This window comes from Streptomyces sp. Edi2, assembly GCF_040253635.1.
Lineage (GTDB): Bacteria > Actinomycetota > Actinomycetes > Streptomycetales > Streptomycetaceae > Streptomyces.
Genome location: NZ_JBEJGX010000003.1, coordinates 4,167,640 through 4,182,693 on the forward strand (window position 1 = coordinate 4,167,640; position 15,054 = coordinate 4,182,693).

Below are 15,054 nucleotides of genomic sequence, written 5' to 3' on the forward strand. Positions count from 1 at the left end.
CATCGTCCCGGCATACCTCGGATCCCTTGGCTCACCTGGCGTACCGCCGGGTACGGGGTCCGCGGCGCGGACCGTGTGGATCTTGCGGTGCGGGGGCGCGTCCCGCCCCGTGTGAGATGCGCGACGCCGCTGCGGCCACCGTCGGTACGGGCGCCGGGGCGCCGCCCGCCTCCGGTACGGGTGCCGGGCCCGCCGCCGTCAGCTCAGCACCGGCAGATAGCCGCTGATATCGGCCCGCTCGCCGCCGGCGCTGACCGTCGCCGCGTCCAGCGCCCCGTCCCAGGACGTACGGCCGGTGGCCAGCCGGATCCAGGTCAGCGGGTCGGTCTCGACGACATTCGGCGGGGTGCCGCGGGTGTGCTTGGGGCCCGCCACGCACTGCACCACGGCGAACGGCGGAATCCGCAGCTCCACCGAACCGCCGGGGGCCCGGTCGGCCAGGACGTCGGCCAGCAGGCGGGTGGTGGCGGCCAGGGCCTGGCGGTCGAAGGGGATCTCCAGGCCGGTCGCCGCCGCGAGGTCGTCGGTGTGCACCACGAGTTCGAGACAGCGGGTGACGAGGAAGTCGGCCAGCGGCATCGCGCCGGGCAGGACCGGCAGCAGCCGGTCGTCCGGCTCCGGCGCGACGACCTCGGCGAACTCCGCGGCGATGCGTTCCAGCAGCTCCACGGGGTCGTGCGCGTCGGCCAGGGCGCGGGTGCGCTCGTCGACGTCAGCGGCGCGCGGCGCGGCCGCCGACGGCCACTCCAGCAGGGTGGCCTCCGCCCGCGCCGGCACCGGCCGCTCCAGGCTGCGCGCCACGCTCCCCACGGCCATGGACAGATGCGCCACCAGCTCGCGCACCGTCCAGTCACCGAGCCGGGTCGGCAGCGCCAACCGGCCCGGAGTCAGGGCGCGTACGGCCTCCTGGACGTGAGCGAGCTGGGCCGTGACGGCGCTGCGGGTCTTCTTCGGGTCGTACCGGCGGGGGCGCGGCTTCCGGGCGGCAGGAGGCATGTGCGTCAGCCTACGAGGCGCCACTGACAGGGGCCGCGGAATGCGCGGGGCGGGCGCGGGGCGGGCGCGGGGCGGCCGGGGCCGGCGGGTTCCCGGAGCTGCCGGGCCGTGTTCCCGGGGCGGCCGACGCTCAGTTCGCCGGTGCCGACCGCGGCGCCCCGGCCTCGAAGGTCTCGCCGTTGCGCGGGACGCCGACGCCCTGCCAGGTGAACGGGATGCCCTGGGCGGTGACCGGGTCGGCGGCATCCATCAGCTGGAAGTGGACGTGCGGCTCACTGCTGTTGCCGGAGTCGCCGCACTGGCCGAGGGTTTGCCCGGTCCGCACCCGGTCGCCCGTACGGACGGTGAGCGAACCGCGGCGGACATGGGCGTAGAGCGCGTGGACGCCGTTGCCCAGGTCGAGGATCACATGGTTGCCGAGCAGCGGGCGGGCGCCGCCGAGCGAGCGGGCCGGGCCCTCCAGGGCGAGCAGGTAGACGGCCGCGGGCCAGGACGTACGGCTGAGATGGTCGCGCCGGCCGTCCTCGGCACGGACGACGGTGGCATCGGCGACGGCGAGCAGCGGCGCACCGAAGGCCGGGAAGTCCTCGTTGCGGCGGACCAGGGGCCACCAGCCGAAGCCGGGCCTGGAGCCCGGCTCGGGTTCCGCCACGATGTCGATCGCGTACGCCTGCCCGTAGGCCCGTGTGCCATGGCTGGGGACCTTGTCGGCGGGGCTGTTGAGGGCCTTCCAGCGGCCGGTGACCGGAGCGGCGACCGCCACCGGCTCAGGGGCCGGGCCCGACGCGCCGTCCCCCTCCTCGCGGGCCGCCCGGCGGTTCACCCCGAATGCGATCAGTATCCAGAGGGCCAGGGGGACCCAGCCCCACCACGACGGGATGTCGGTGAAGAAGCTCGCGACGAAGATCACGAGGAAGGTCAGCAGGCAGGCACGCGCGGCGTTCCTGGCGAGCTTGCGTTCAGTGGTGGACTTCATTCCGTCTCCCCCGTGAGGTCGTGTGGCCGGGCGTCAGCACCCGGCGGCGGTCAGCATCACCAGCAGCGGTACGACGCGGCCGGCCGGAACCTCGTAGCGGCCGCGGGCGGCCGTCTGCAGCCAGCCGGCGGCGGTCAGCTGCCGCAGGTGGTGGTAGATCTGGCCGGTCGTGCCCGTGCCATCGAGTTCGGTGAGTTCGGCGGCGGTGCAGCGGCCGCCGAGGATTTCGCGCAGCAGCCGCAGCCGCAGGGGCTGGCCCAGTGCGGCGAACGACTCGGCGGCGGCCGCCCAGTCGTCGTCCAGCAGGGTGTCGGTGGCCAGGCCGTACTGCCACTCGTAGCGCAGCCCGGCCGGTGTCCGTACGGCCCCGGTGAAGAGCACTCCGCCGTTGTCGGCGCCGAGTTCGGCCCACTGCTCCTTGAGGCCGCGCAGCGCCCACAGCTCCTCGTCCGGCTCCCGCTCGGGCGCGGAAACCGTCGGGCCGGCGGCGGCACGCTCCAGCGCGGCCAGCCGGCGTTCCACCTCGGCCAGCCGCTGCTCCAGATCCATAATCAGAGATTACGTAATGACGTAATCCTTGGCAATGGCTGCGGTGCGGGAAGGCACGGGCAGGCGCGGGCAGGTGCCGGAAAGCGGCGACGGCCCGTCCCCATGGCGGGGACGGACCGTCGGACCGTCAGTGGCGCGGCACGGCGCCCGAGCTCCGTCTCAGGCGATCAGGCCCGGGATGGTCGCCTCGTGCGCGTCCTTCAGCTCGCTCAGCGGGATGCTGAACTGGCCCTGGACGTCGATCTCTTCGCCGTCGATGACACCGATCCGGGTGGCCGGCAGCCCCCGCGCACCGCACATGTCGGTGAAGCGAAGCTCCTCGCTGCGCGGCACGGCCACCACGGCCCGGCCCGCCGACTCGGAGAAGAGCAGCACGAACGGGTCGAGACCGTCGGGAACGACGAGGCGGGCACCCTTGCCACCGCGCAGGCAGGACTCCACCACGGCCTGGATCAGACCGCCGTCGGAGAGGTCGTGCGCGGCGTCGATCATGCCGTCGCGGGAGGCGGAGATCAGCACCTCGGCCAGCAGCCGCTCGCGCTCCAGGTCCACTGCCGGCGGCAGACCGCCGAGGTGGTCGTGCACCACCTGCGACCAGGCCGAACCGCCCAGCTCCTCGCGGGTGTCACCCAGGAGGTAGAGCAGCTGGCCCTCGTCCGCGAAGGCGATCGGGGTACGGCGGTTCACATCGTCGATCACGCCGAGCACCGCGACGACCGGGGTCGGGTGGATCGCCACCTCGCCGGTCTGGTTGTAGAGCGACACATTGCCGCCGGTGACCGGGGTGCCGAGGGTCTGGCAGGCGTCGGCGAGACCACGGGTGGCCTCGGCGAACTGCCACATCACCGCCGGGTCCTCGGGCGAACCGAAGTTGAGGCAGTCGGAGACCGCCAGCGGCTTGGCGCCGGACGCGGCGACATTGCGGTACGCCTCGGCCAGCGCCAGCTGCGCGCCGGTGTACGGGTCGAGCTTGGCGTAGCGCCCGTTGCCGTCCGTGGCGAGCGCGACACCGAGGTTGGTGTCCGCGTCGATCCGGACCATGCCGGCGTCCTCCGGCTGCGCGAGGACGGTGTTGCCCTGCACGAACCGGTCGTACTGGTCGGTGATCCACGCCTTCGAGGCCTGGTTGGGCGAGGCCACCAGCTGGAGGACCTGCGCACGCAGCTCGTCGGCGTTCGCCGGCCGGGCCAGCTTGGCCGCGTCGTCGGCCTGGAGGGCGTCCTGCCAGTCGGGGCGCGCGTAGGGGCGCTGGTAGACCGGGCCCTCGTGGGCGACGGTGCGCGGCGGGACGTCCACGATCTGCTCGCCGTGCCAGAAGATCTCCAGCTGCGAGCCCTCCGTCACCTCACCGATGACGGTGGCGATGACGTCCCACTTCTCGCAGATCTCCAGGAAGCGGTCGACCTTGCCCGGCTCGACGATCGCGCACATCCGCTCCTGCGACTCGCTCATGAGGATTTCCTCGGGCGAGAGGGAGGAGTCACGCAGCGGCACGGTGTCCAGCTCGACGCGCATTCCGCCGGAGCCGGCCGAGGCCAGCTCGCTGGTGGCGCAGGACAGCCCGGCGCCGCCGAGGTCCTGGATGCCGTCGACCAGGTCTTCCTTGAAGATCTCCAGGGTGCACTCGATGAGCAGCTTCTCCTGGAAGGGGTCGCCTACCTGGACGGCGGGGCGCTTGGTGGGCTTGGAGTCGTCGAAGGTCTCCGAGGCCAGCACGGAGACACCGCCGATGCCGTCGCCGCCGGTGCGGGCGCCGTAGAGGATGACCTTGTTGCCGGCGCCGGACGCCTTGGCGAGGTGGATGTCCTCGTGCTTCATGACGCCGATGCAGCCGGCGTTGACCAGCGGGTTGCCCTGGTAGCAGGCGTCGAAGACGACCTCGCCGCCGATGTTGGGCAGGCCCAGGCAGTTGCCGTAGCCGCCGATGCCCGACACCACGCCCGGCAGGACGCGCTTGGTGTCGGGGTGGTCGGCGGCGCCGAACCGCAGCGGGTCCACGACGGCAACCGGGCGGGCACCCATGGCCAGGATGTCGCGGACGATGCCGCCGACGCCGGTGGCCGCGCCCTGGTAGGGCTCGATGTACGAGGGGTGGTTGTGCGACTCCACCTTGAAGGTGACGGCGTAGCCCTGGCCGACGTCGACGACACCGGCGTTCTCGCCGATGCCGACGAGCAGCGCGTCGTTCTCCGGGGCCTTCTCGCCGAACTGCTTCAGATGGACCTTGCTGCTCTTGTAGGAGCAGTGCTCGGACCACATCACCGAGTACATGGCGAGTTCGGCGCCGGTGGGACGGCGGCCGAGAATCTCGCGGATGCGCTGGTACTCGTCCTGCTTCAGGCCGAGCTCGGCCCACGGCTGGTCGGTGTCCGGCGTCTCGGCGGCGTGCTTGACGGTGTCGAGGCTGTGCTTAATGGTGCCCTCGCTTCGCTCGGCCATCATGCGTTGACCAGCTTCTTCAGGATCGAGGTGAAGAATCCGAGGCCGTCGGTACGGCCCGTACCGATCAGCGGCTCCACGGCGTGCTCGGGGTGCGGCATGAGGCCGACGACATTGCCCGCCTCATTGGTGATGCCGGCGATGTCACGGAGCGAGCCGTTGGGGTTGCCGTCCAGGTAGCGGAAGGCGACCCGGCCCTCGGCCTCGAGCATGTCGAGCGTGCGCTCGTCGGCGACGTACCGGCCGTCGATGTTCTTCAGCGGGATGCTGATCTCCTGGCCGGACGTGTAGTCCGCGGTCCAGGAGGTCTCCGCGTTCTCCACCCGCAGCTTCTGGTCGCGGCAGATGAAGTGCAGATGGTTGTTGCGCAGCATGGCGCCGGGCAGCAGGTGGGTCTCGGTGAGCACCTGGAAGCCGTTGCAGATACCGAGGACCGGCATACCGGCCCTGGCCTGCTCGATCACGGTCTCCATCACCGGCGAGAACCGGGAAATGGCACCGGCCCGCAGATAGTCGCCGTACGAGAATCCGCCGGGCAGCACCACGGCGTCGACCTGCTTGAGGTCCTTGTCGCGGTGCCACAGCGGCACCGCTTCGGCACCGGCGACCCGGACCGCGCGCTGGGTGTCGCGGTCGTCGAGCGTGCCGGGGAAGGTAATGACTCCGATCCGCGAGGTCATGAGTCGACCCGCACGGTGAAGTCTTCGATGACGGTGTTGGCGAGGAAGGTCTCGGCCATCTCTTGGATGCGAGCGAGGGCGGCGTCGTCGACCGGACCCTCCACCTCAAGTTCGAAACGCTTGCCCTGACGGACGTCGGCGATCCCCTCGAAGCCCAGGCGTGGCAGTGCGCGCTGCACCGCCTGCCCCTGCGGGTCGAGGATCTCCGGCTTGAGCATGACGTCGACTACGACGCGTGCCACTGGCACTCCCGGTGGTGTGGTGCGTAAGGCGGTGTCCTCACAGTACCGTGTTCGAAAATCTACGCGCATAGATATGCGGGCGGCCCCATCACGGTCCGGTATCGGAAGGAGTGCAGCTCAGGAAAAATTCTCGAAAAGATCCGGGGTCCGGATTGCGGGAAGACACGCTGACGAAATTAACTGGGCTTCACAATGCAATGCCCATCGCTGTACAAATGAAAAAGCATTGATCCCAATCAGCCGGATCCGGAGCATCACCCCACGTCAACAAGGGGTCGCTCCACGAAAGGACCGATATCCGTGGCGCAGCGCGTAGTAGTAACGCTCTCCGATGACATCGACGGAGGAGAAGCCGCAGAGACGGTCGCCTTCGGATTGGACGGGAAGTCGTACGAGATCGACCTCAATCCAGCCAATGCGAAGAAACTGCGCGGCGCTCTCGCCCCGTTCGTGGAGGCCGGCCGCAAGCGGGCCAAGTCCGGCAAGACCTACCACCGGACCGCGGTGAACCCCGACCCCGCGGCCGTCCGCGCCTGGGCCCGTTCCCACCAGATGGACGTCCCTCCGCGCGGCCGGATCCCCAAGAAGGTCTACGAGGCCTTCAACGCCGCCAACCGCTAACCGACTTCAGCGCGCCCCTCGGCGCGGGCACAGCCGACTTGCACAGCACCCCTACTGATCAGCTAGAGTCTGGAACACGCCGAGGGGCGAGGCCGAAAGGCCGGGCCTCACGGAGTCACGCGGGTGTAGCTCAGTAGTAGAGCGCCCTCTTTCCAAGAGGGAGGCGCAGTGTGCAATCCCTGTCACCCGCTCTGACAGCTCGACCGGTCCCGGTCACGGGATCAGGTACAGTAGCTGTCGCGCCGCTCGGTGAAAGCCGAGTGGATGCGTGCGGACGTAGCTCAGTTGGTAGAGCGCAACCTTGCCAAGGTTGAGGTCGCGAGTTCGAGCCTCGTCGTCCGCTCGGAAAGAGAAGGCCCCGGTCATTGCGACCGGGGCCTTCTTCCTTTTCCGGCGATCATGTCGCGCCCTCCTCCTGTGCCCTCTTCCTTCACTCCCCCTTCCCTCTCTTCCGGCGTGGGCAACTGACATTTGTCATCGGCTGTGATGACAGGACGCACTGCCCGGAAACGTGATCCGGCGAAACGCTGGACTCATGAACATCGGGGAGAAAACCATCGCGGAGACCAGCCGCGGCGGCGCCGGGAGCACGAGCTCCGGCGTCGGTGTGATCGAAGTCACCGAACTCCGCAGGCGCTACGGCGGGGCCGGGCGGTTCGGTAAGGAGAAGGGCGAGCCGGGCGGGCGGAGCCGGTTCGGTGAGCGGAGCGGGTCGGGCGGGCGGAGCCGGTTCGGTGAGCGGAGCGGGTCGGGTGCGGAGAGCGGGCCGGGCGGACGCAGCCGGCCGGGTGGGCGGAGCCGGTCCGGCGCGGGGGAGAGCTATGAGGCCGTGAGGGGCATCGACTTCACGGTCGACCGCGGCGAGCTGTTCGCGCTGCTCGGCACCAATGGTGCGGGCAAGACCTCCACCCTCGAACTGCTGGAGGGCCTGGCCGCACCCACGGCCGGACGGGTCCGGGTCCTTGGTCATGATCCGTTCCGGGAGCGGGACAAGGTGCGGCCCCGTATCGGCGTCATGCTGCAGGAGGGCGGTTTCCCTGCCGAGCTGACGCCGGCGGAAACCCTGCGGATGTGGGCGGGGTGCACCAGCGGTGCACGCCCGGTCGGGGAAGCCCTCGACTCCGTGGGGCTGGACCGGCGCAAGGACGTCCGGGTCAAGCAGTTGTCGGGCGGCGAGCGCCGGCGGCTGGATCTCGCCCTCGCGCTGCTGGGGCGGCCCGAGGTGCTGTTCCTGGACGAGCCGACGACCGGGCTGGACACCGAGGCGCGTCATGCCACCTGGGAGCTGGTCCGCGAGCTGCGGGACTCCGGGACCACCATCGTGCTGACCACGCACTACCTCGAAGAAGCCGAGGAGCTGGCGGACCGGCTGGCGATTTTGCACGAAGGGCGGATAGCGACGGCGGGCTATGTCGCGGACGTGGTCGCCGCGCACCCCTCGCACCTCTCCTTCGAGCTGCCCGACGGATTCCATCTCGGCGATCTCCCGCCGCTGGGGGAACTGGGAGTCATCGGCCATGAGACGACCGGGCGCACGGTCCGGCTGCGGACCGACGAACTGCAGCGGACCGCGACCGGAGTGCTGGTCTGGGCGCAGGACAAGGGGATAGCGCTGCGCGGCCTGGACGTCAGATCGGCGTCCCTGGAAGAGGCATTTCTGCACATCGCAAAGGGGCTGGAGAACTCATGAGTGCAGGTACAAGCCAAGCTGTCGGCGAGGAGCGCGGGAGAATTCCTGCGGAAACCCGGGCTGCGGGCCGCCTGCGCGCCCTGGGGCGGGCCGAGTTGACGCTTCTCGGCCGCAACAAGTCCGCGCTGTATACGTCGTTGTTCCTCCCGATTGTCATGGCGATCGCCATGCGACAGGGGGTCCGTTCGATGAACCTGGCCGGCACGGGGTTGTCGGTCGGAACAGTGCTCCTGCCCGGCACTCTCGGTTGCGTTCTGATCTTTGCCGTCTACTCCAACGTCACCGGCGCCTATGTCGCCCGGCGCGAGGAGCTGGTGCTCAAGCGCCTGCGCACCGGAGAACTGCGGGATCTGGAAATACTCACCGGCACCGCGCTCCCTTCGGTGCTGATAGGGCTGGCGCAATGCGTGCTCCTTGCCGTCCTCGGCGCTCTGGCGCTGGGCACCGGCCTGCCCACCGCACCGCACCTCCTGATTGCGGGAGTGCTGCTGGGCATGGTCACGGTCGTCGGGTTCGCCGCGGCGACATCGGCCTTCGCCAGGTCGGCCGAGTCCGCCCAGCTGATCGTGATGCCCTTCATGCTGCTGTCGATGGCCGGGTCCGGGGTCATGGTCCCCTTGGACATCTTTCCGGAGAAGATTGCCGCGTTCCTCGAATTCCTGCCGCTGTCGCCGGCGATGGAGCTGATACGGGGCGGCTGGACCGGCGGCGGGGACCTCAAGGAGGTGCTGGGACAGCTGATTACCGGCTTGGCCTGGGCCGGGCTCGCGCTGTTTGCTGTGCAGCGGTGGTTCCGCTGGGAGCCGCGGCGTTAACGACGCAGGGACATCGGGACAACGGGGGCGGGCAGCGCATGATCGGGCGGCTTCGTGTGATGTGGCGGCGGCGGAGCCAGGTGGGCATGGTCGAGGCGTACTTCCGCTGGACGCTGTACGCCTTTCCCTGGCTTCCTGTGGTCGGCGGGGTGATGCCCGTCATCAGCCTCACGGGCGGCAGGCCATTGCTGGTCACCTTCGCCGTCGGCGCCAGTGGGCTGAACGTGGTTCAGGGCGCGCTGTCCCTGCCGCTGTTGAACCGGGCATTGAACCGCTATCTGAAAGTGGGGGCGACACCGCGCGGCCTGCTGCTCGTCTCGGGTGTGCTGACGCTCGCCGCCGAAGGCGCGTTGGTCGCGCTGGTCGCGGTCAACGGCATCGGCCACGACCACGGCTACGGCCCCGACAGCCTGGCCACGGTGGCCATCGCCGTCGGCGCCGGCCTCGTACCGTTCTTCATGGCGCACAGCCTGGTGGTGTCCAAGCGGAGTTTTCTGGCAGCGCTGGCCGCCGCCACGGCGGTGTTCATCCTGCTGTTCGGGGTGTTCACGGGCGCCTGGCTGGGAGCGCTGGCCGTATCGAGTCTGCTGGTCTTCGCCGGGCTGTGGAGCCTCGTGATAGCGCGGCCCACGGGCTGGCTGCTGGGTGTGTTCCGGAAGCTGGACGCGGCGCGCGGTACCGAGGCGCGGCTCGCGGTCGCCGAGGAACGGCTGCGGTTCGGCCGGGATCTGCATGACGTCATGGGCCGGAATCTGGCGGTGATCGCCCTGAAGAGCGAGCTGGCGGTCCAGCTCGCCCGGCGGGAGCAGCCGGAGGCCGTGGAGCAGATGGTGGAGGTGCAGCGGATCGCCCAGGAGTCCCAGCGCGAGGTACGGGAGGTGGTGCGCGGCTACCGCAAGGCCGATCTGCGGGCGGAGTTGGCCGGGGCCCGCTCCATCCTGCGGGCGGCCGGGGTGGACTGCCGTATCGAGGGCGAGGACGAGACACAGCTGCCGCCGGAGGTGGAGTCCGCGCTCGGCTGGGTCGTACGGGAAGGCACCACGAACGTCCTGCGGCACGCCGCCGAGGTGCGGCACTGTGCGGTGCGGACCCTGATCGACCCGCACCGCTCGATACTCGTGATGACCATGGAGAACGACGGTGTCACCACCCCCCGTCCGGTCACCACCGGGGCCGGCTCGCTGCCCGGCAGCGGCCTCAAGGGACTGCGGGAACGGCTGCAGCCCTTGGGCGGCACCCTGGCGTCGGGCCCGGTCCTGCAGGGCTCCTACCGTCTGACGGTCGAGCTGCCGATACCGGTGGGGGCGACGACGGGATAGGAGGGGTAGGGGGAGGGATGGGACGGAGGAGTGAGGGGACGGACTGCGCGGGCGCACGGCGTGGTGCGGGGGTTCGGCGCACGGGCGCGGCGCAGGGTGCGGGGTGCGGTGCGGGGATTTGGCACGGGGGTTCGGCACGGGGGTTCGGCACGGGGTTCGTGGTGGGCGGAGAGATGGAGCGGCGAGTGAGTGGCGGGGTGCGTGGCGAGGTGATCCGGGTGTTGCTTGCGGATGACGAGCATCTGATCCGGGGAGCACTGGCGGCGCTGCTGTCGCTGGAGGACGATCTGCTGGTGGTGGCCGAGGCTGCGTCGGGACCGGAGGCGCGGGCGATGGCCCGGGCGCACCGGCCGGATGTGGCGGTGCTGGATCTGCAGATGCCGGGGGCCGACGGTGTGGCAGTGGCCACATCTCTGCGGGCTGAGGTGCCGGGGTGCCGGTCCATGATCGTGACGAGTCACGGCCGACCGGGGCATCTGAAGCGGGCGCTGGAAGCCGGGGTGCGGGGGTTCATGCCGAAGACGGTGTCCGCGCAGCGGCTGGCGGAGATCATACGCGCGGTCCATGCCGGAAACCGTTATGTGGACCCGGAGTTGGCGGCGGATGCGATCAGTGCCGGGGAGTCTCCGTTGTCGGCCCGGGAGGCGGAGGTGCTGGAGTGCGCCGAGGACGGGGCACCGGTCGCGGAGATCGCGGAGCGGGCTTCGCTCTCGCCGGGGACGGTACGGAACTACCTCTCGTCGGCGACCGCGAAGCTGGGCGCGGAGAACCGTCATGCCGCGGCGCGCCTCGCCCGCGAGCGAGGTTGGCTATAGTGGTGCCCGCACCGCGCGGCGGCGACTGGTTTCAGGAGCTGTGCACGGCGCATGCGGACGTAGCTCAGTTGGTAGAGCGCAACCTTGCCAAGGTTGAGGTCGCGAGTTCGAACCTCGTCGTCCGCTCAGAAGGAGAAGGCCCCGGTCGGCAGTGATGTCGGACGGGGTCTTTTCCCTTTCGTGCGCCCGGGGTGCGAGGCGATGCCTCGCCACCCGTGTGCGGTGCGGTGCCGCCCGGAGTGTGGTGTCGACTGGCACCCCGATTGGGCACCCCGCCCGGGCACCCACAGGTTGCCCCGTCCCCTCCCGGCCCGGTTCCGGCCAGGCCCGGCAGGGAGCCGGCCCGGGTCGGAGCCCGGGCCGGAAAGGGGCGTACGCCCGAGGCTCACTCCCAGCTGAGACCCGTGAGGCGCTCGTAGGCCTCGACGTACTTGGCGCGGGTGCTCTCGACGATCTCGTGCGGGAGGGCGGGCGGCGGCAGCTCGCCCGTGCGGTCCCAGGCCGCGGCGGGCGAGGTCAGCCAGTCTCGGACGAACTGCTTGTCGAAGGACGGCTGGGCGCGGCCCGGCTGCCACAGGTCGGCCGGCCAGAAGCGCGAGGAGTCGGGCGTCAGGACCTCGTCGGCCAGGGTCAGCTGCTCACCGTCGAAGCCGAACTCGAACTTGGTGTCGGCCAGGATGACCCCCCGCTCGCGGGCGATGTCGCGGGCCCGGCTGTAGACGGCGAGGGTCGTCTGCCGGAGCTGGGCGGCCACCTCGGCACCGATCTGGTGGACGACCTCCTCGTAGGAGACGTTCTCGTCGTGGTCACCGACGGCGGCCTTGGTGGCCGGGGTGAAGATCGGCGCGGGGAGCTCCGAGCCGTCGACAAGGCCTTCGGGGAGGGCCAGGCCGCAGACCGTACGGGTCTGCCGGTATTCGGCAAGACCGGAGCCGGTGAGGTAGCCGCGGGCCACACACTCGACGGGGACCATCCGCAGCGACTTGCAGACCAGGGTGCGGCCCGCCCAGTCGGCGGGAGCGCCGGCCGGGACGTCGGTGGAGAGGACGTGGTGGGGGGCCAGGTCGGAGAGCTGGTCGAACCACCACAGGGACAGCTGGGTGAGGATGCGGCCCTTTTCGGGGATCTCGGTGGGCAGCACCCAGTCGTAGACGGAGGTGCGGTCGCTGGCGACCATGATCAGGTCGCCGGCGGCGTTCTGGTAGAGGTCGCGCACCTTGCCGGTGTGCAGGTGGGTGAGCCCGGGAACCTCCACCGGCTCAGGCTTTTCTACAAAACCGGGCACGCTTCCTCCGCGTAGGTTGATCCAGGAGTCCTACCGATTCTCCCTTACGCGGGCCGGTGGTGGCGGACGGGGGGCCGGTACGCCGGGGAGCCGGGCGTCGGGCGGTGCGAGCCGGGCGTCGGGCGGCGGGGGTCGGCATCAGGCGGTGGGGGCCGGCGACAGGCGGCGGGGGCTGGGCATCGTGCGGCCGAGGCCGGGCGTCATGCAGTCGAGACCGGGCGTCATGCAGTAGGGAGGGTGCCCCGGCGGTCGCCCCGGCGGGCGCCTGCACCGTCACCCCGACCGATACCCCGGCGGGCGATCAGCGCGAGGGTGGCTGCGGCCGGGACGACCGCCGCGAGCAGCACCGTGGCCGGGGTGAACAGGCCGGTGAGCAGCGTGATCGCGTACGGGGTGCAGAAGCCCAGGTAGCACAGGGCCCAGAAGCGGGCGGTCAGGCGGGCCAGCCGGGCCGGGGGCGCTAGGGCGGCGACCTCGGTGAGGCCGTACGCCACGCACAGCCCGTATCCGGCGCCGAGTACGGCGGCGGCGAGCAGCGCCGCGTCCGGCCGGACGCAGGCGGCCGCGAAGGCGGCGAGGAGCAGGCCGGCGATGACGGCGGCGAGTCCGGCCACGGCGGTGGCGATGCGGTGGCGGGTGGCGAGGCGTCGGGCGAGGGGCGCGACGAGCAGGCCGGCGCCGGGGGTGACGGCGGTGACGATCCCGGCGTACACGGTCTGCCAGCCGGTGAGCCCCGTATCGACGAGCCCGGGGAGGGTGGCGAGGGCGATGCTCGGGGCGACGAACACCCAGGGGGCGACGGGCGCGACCAGGCGGCGGAAGGCGGAGCCGGGGGTCGGGCCGGGCGCGGGGGACGGGGCCGGTGCGGGGTCGTGCGGCGCAAAGAGCGGTTCCGGCGCGGGGGCGTGCGACGCGGAAGACCGCTCTGCCGAAGCCCCGGACAGCGCGCAGGCCGGGGCCATCGCGGGAGCGTCGGGCGTGCGGGCCGCTCCCAGACCGCCGGTGCGGGCCGTTTCCGGGGTGCGGGATGCCAGGAGTGCGGCTGTCGCGGAGAGGGCGAGGTGGGGCAGGTATGCGGTGATCATGGGCGCCGGTGCCCACTGGGCTATCAGCGCCGCCGCCAGCCCGCCGGTGGCGAAGCCCGCGGAGAGGAAGAGTCCCGAACGGCGGGCCGCGGCGCCGGCCGTCGAGTGGGGGTCGTACGGAGGCGAGGACAGCTCCTTGATCCAGGCGCTGCCGGCGCTGAGCAGGGCGCCGGCCCCGATACCGGTCAGGAAACGGCCGGGCCACAGCAGGCCGGTGGCCACCGAACCCGCCATCAGCAGCACGGTCGCCAGCGCGGAGAGCGCGAGTGCGGCGAAGACGACGGGGCGGCGGCCGCGGCGGTCGGCGGCCGGACCGCCCAGGAACAGGCCGGGGATCAGGCCCAGGACATAGACGCCGAAGAGGGCGGTGGTCGTGGCCTCGGTCAGACCGAGATCCGAGTGGTAGGCGCCGAGGAGGGCGGAGAACTGATTGGCGCTCCAGCCCGAGGTGGTCATCACCCAGCCCGTGCGCAGCCAGTGGCGGTGACGGATCGGACGGCGGGTGGTCCGGGAGGTGGCAGGGGGTGCCGTGGTCGTCATGGAAGGCTTTGTACGGGTCGTGCGCACCGCGGCGCCTCCCCCGTTCAGGAAAACTGAACGGCCCCGGCGGCAGCGCGCGTCCGGAATTATCGTGGGCCGCATGGATCTGCGGCGGCTCTCCTCCTTTCTTGCCGTGGTCGAGGAAGGGCACTTCGGGCGGGCGGCGGCCCGGCTGTTTCTGTCTCCCGCGGCGGTGACCGGCCATGTACAGCAACTGGAGCGGGAGTTCGGCACCCTCCTGCTGGAGCGCAGCCCCGTGGCGCCGACCGCGGCGGGGCGGCGGCTGGTCTCCCACGCCCGTACGCTGCTCGCCGCCGCCAACGCCGCCATGGACGATGTGGCGGACGCGGCGCAGCGGACGGCACCGGCCCGGCCGCTGCGGGTCGGCGTCATGGGTCACGGGTCGGCCGAGGTGACCCCGGCCGCAATCAGCGCCTTCCGCCGGGCACGGCCCGACGTTCCGTTGTCGCTGGTGCAGCTGACCTTTACCGAGCACTGCAGTGCTCTGCGCGAGGACCGGGTGGATGTGGCGTTCGTCCGGCCCTTGGTCCGGAGTGCGGAGATCGAGACCGATGTGCTGACGACCGAGCAGCGGATCGTGGCGGTGCCGGCGGCGTCCTCGCTCGCGGACGCCGCGCACGAAGGGGTGCGGATGGCGGACGTCATCGACCTGCCGTATCTGCGGCTGCCCTCGCACACCCCGCAGCCCTTCACCGACTACCTGTACTTCACCGAGGGCCAACGGCGCGGCCTCGACTACGCGCTGACCCCGCAGGATGTGCTGACGAGCGTGGCGGCGGGGCGGGGCGCGGGCTCGGGGCTGAAGTCGTTCGCGCGCTACTACCCGTGGCCGGGGGCGGTGTTCGTACCGGTACTGGATGCGCCATGGGCGCAGAGCGTGCTCGCCACTCGCGCCGGGGACCCGAATCCGGAGGTGCGGATCTTCCGGGCGCTGACGGTCGCGCTGGCACGGGAGTTGGGACCGGCCGCTGCGCGATAGCC

General features: G+C 71.2%; 14 protein-coding genes and 3 tRNA genes. 9 read left to right on the plus strand and 8 right to left on the minus strand.

Going from position 1 to position 15,054, the window contains the following annotated elements; translation table 11 throughout:
• Positions 1–198: 198 nt before the first annotated feature.
• The 6 genes from ABR737_RS21680 to purS form a co-directional block, all read right to left on the minus strand.
• Positions 199–996 carry a maleylpyruvate isomerase family mycothiol-dependent enzyme gene (locus tag ABR737_RS21680; RefSeq protein ID WP_350251774.1) on the minus strand — a complete coding sequence of 266 codons (798 nt, stop codon included), beginning with the start codon at positions 994–996 and terminating at the stop codon, positions 199–201.
• A 130-nt stretch (positions 997–1,126) separates the two neighbouring features.
• Positions 1,127–1,972 carry a murein hydrolase activator EnvC family protein gene (locus tag ABR737_RS21685; protein WP_350251775.1) on the minus strand — a complete coding sequence of 282 codons (846 nt, stop codon included), beginning with the start codon at positions 1,970–1,972 and terminating at the stop codon, positions 1,127–1,129.
• Between the two features lie 33 nt (positions 1,973–2,005).
• Positions 2,006–2,521, minus strand: coding sequence for an ArsR family transcriptional regulator (locus ABR737_RS21690; RefSeq protein WP_350251776.1), 516 nt, complete (start codon positions 2,519–2,521; stop codon positions 2,006–2,008).
• Positions 2,522–2,680: 159 nt separating this feature from the next.
• Positions 2,681–4,960: a phosphoribosylformylglycinamidine synthase subunit PurL gene (gene purL / locus ABR737_RS21695; RefSeq protein WP_350256881.1), complete on the minus strand. Its 2,280-nt coding sequence runs from the start codon at positions 4,958–4,960 to the stop codon at positions 2,681–2,683.
• Positions 4,960–5,640 carry a phosphoribosylformylglycinamidine synthase subunit PurQ gene (purQ, locus tag ABR737_RS21700; protein WP_350251777.1) on the minus strand — a complete coding sequence of 227 codons (681 nt, stop codon included), beginning with the start codon at positions 5,638–5,640 and terminating at the stop codon, positions 4,960–4,962. Before purQ ends, purL begins: the two co-directional genes overlap by 1 nt.
• The gene (gene purS / locus ABR737_RS21705) at positions 5,637–5,882 is read right to left on the minus strand and encodes a phosphoribosylformylglycinamidine synthase subunit PurS (RefSeq protein WP_030086196.1); all 246 of its coding nucleotides are present in this window, start codon (positions 5,880–5,882) and stop codon (positions 5,637–5,639) included. The genes purQ and purS overlap by 4 nt, the downstream gene beginning before the upstream one ends.
• Before the next feature lie 300 nt (positions 5,883–6,182).
• On the opposite strand from purS, the gene ABR737_RS21710 reads away from it, so the two are divergent.
• The 8 genes from ABR737_RS21710 to ABR737_RS21745 all read left to right on the plus strand — a co-directional run bounded on the left by ABR737_RS21710 (position 6,183) and on the right by ABR737_RS21745 (position 11,268).
• Positions 6,183–6,503, plus strand: coding sequence for a histone-like nucleoid-structuring protein Lsr2 (locus tag ABR737_RS21710; protein ID WP_350251778.1), 321 nt, complete (start codon positions 6,183–6,185; stop codon positions 6,501–6,503).
• Positions 6,504–6,622: 119 nt separating this feature from the next.
• A tRNA-Gly gene (locus ABR737_RS21715) sits at positions 6,623–6,694 on the plus strand.
• Between the two features lie 79 nt (positions 6,695–6,773).
• Positions 6,774–6,846: transfer RNA gene (locus ABR737_RS21720), tRNA-Gly, on the plus strand.
• A 192-nt stretch (positions 6,847–7,038) separates the two neighbouring features.
• Positions 7,039–8,193 (plus strand): ABC transporter ATP-binding protein, encoded by a 1,155-nt coding sequence (locus tag ABR737_RS21725; protein ID WP_350251779.1) that lies wholly within the window; start codon positions 7,039–7,041, stop codon positions 8,191–8,193.
• On the plus strand, positions 8,190–9,008 hold the full coding sequence (locus tag ABR737_RS21730) for an ABC transporter permease (protein ID WP_350251780.1): 819 nt from the start codon (positions 8,190–8,192) through the stop codon (positions 9,006–9,008). The genes ABR737_RS21725 and ABR737_RS21730 overlap by 4 nt, the downstream gene beginning before the upstream one ends.
• 38 nt (positions 9,009–9,046) lie before the next feature.
• Positions 9,047–10,327: a sensor histidine kinase gene (locus ABR737_RS21735; RefSeq protein ID WP_350251781.1), complete on the plus strand. Its 1,281-nt coding sequence runs from the start codon at positions 9,047–9,049 to the stop codon at positions 10,325–10,327.
• 173 nt (positions 10,328–10,500) lie between these two features.
• A complete protein-coding gene (locus ABR737_RS21740; RefSeq protein WP_350251782.1) occupies positions 10,501–11,142 on the plus strand; it encodes a response regulator transcription factor in 642 nt (213 codons plus the stop codon).
• Between the two features lie 53 nt (positions 11,143–11,195).
• A tRNA-Gly gene (locus ABR737_RS21745) sits at positions 11,196–11,268 on the plus strand.
• A 259-nt stretch (positions 11,269–11,527) separates the two neighbouring features.
• Here the strand turns inward: ABR737_RS21745 and ABR737_RS21750 are convergent.
• Positions 11,528–12,427, minus strand: coding sequence for a phosphoribosylaminoimidazolesuccinocarboxamide synthase (locus ABR737_RS21750; RefSeq protein WP_350251783.1), 900 nt, complete (start codon positions 12,425–12,427; stop codon positions 11,528–11,530).
• 221 nt (positions 12,428–12,648) lie between these two features.
• The gene (locus ABR737_RS21755) at positions 12,649–14,052 is read right to left on the minus strand and encodes an MFS transporter (protein ID WP_350251784.1); all 1,404 of its coding nucleotides are present in this window, start codon (positions 14,050–14,052) and stop codon (positions 12,649–12,651) included.
• Between the two features lie 100 nt (positions 14,053–14,152).
• On the opposite strand from ABR737_RS21755, the gene ABR737_RS21760 reads away from it, so the two are divergent.
• The gene (locus ABR737_RS21760; RefSeq protein WP_350251785.1) at positions 14,153–15,052 is read left to right on the plus strand and encodes a LysR family transcriptional regulator; all 900 of its coding nucleotides are present in this window, start codon (positions 14,153–14,155) and stop codon (positions 15,050–15,052) included.
• The last annotated feature ends 2 nt before the right edge of the window (positions 15,053–15,054 follow it).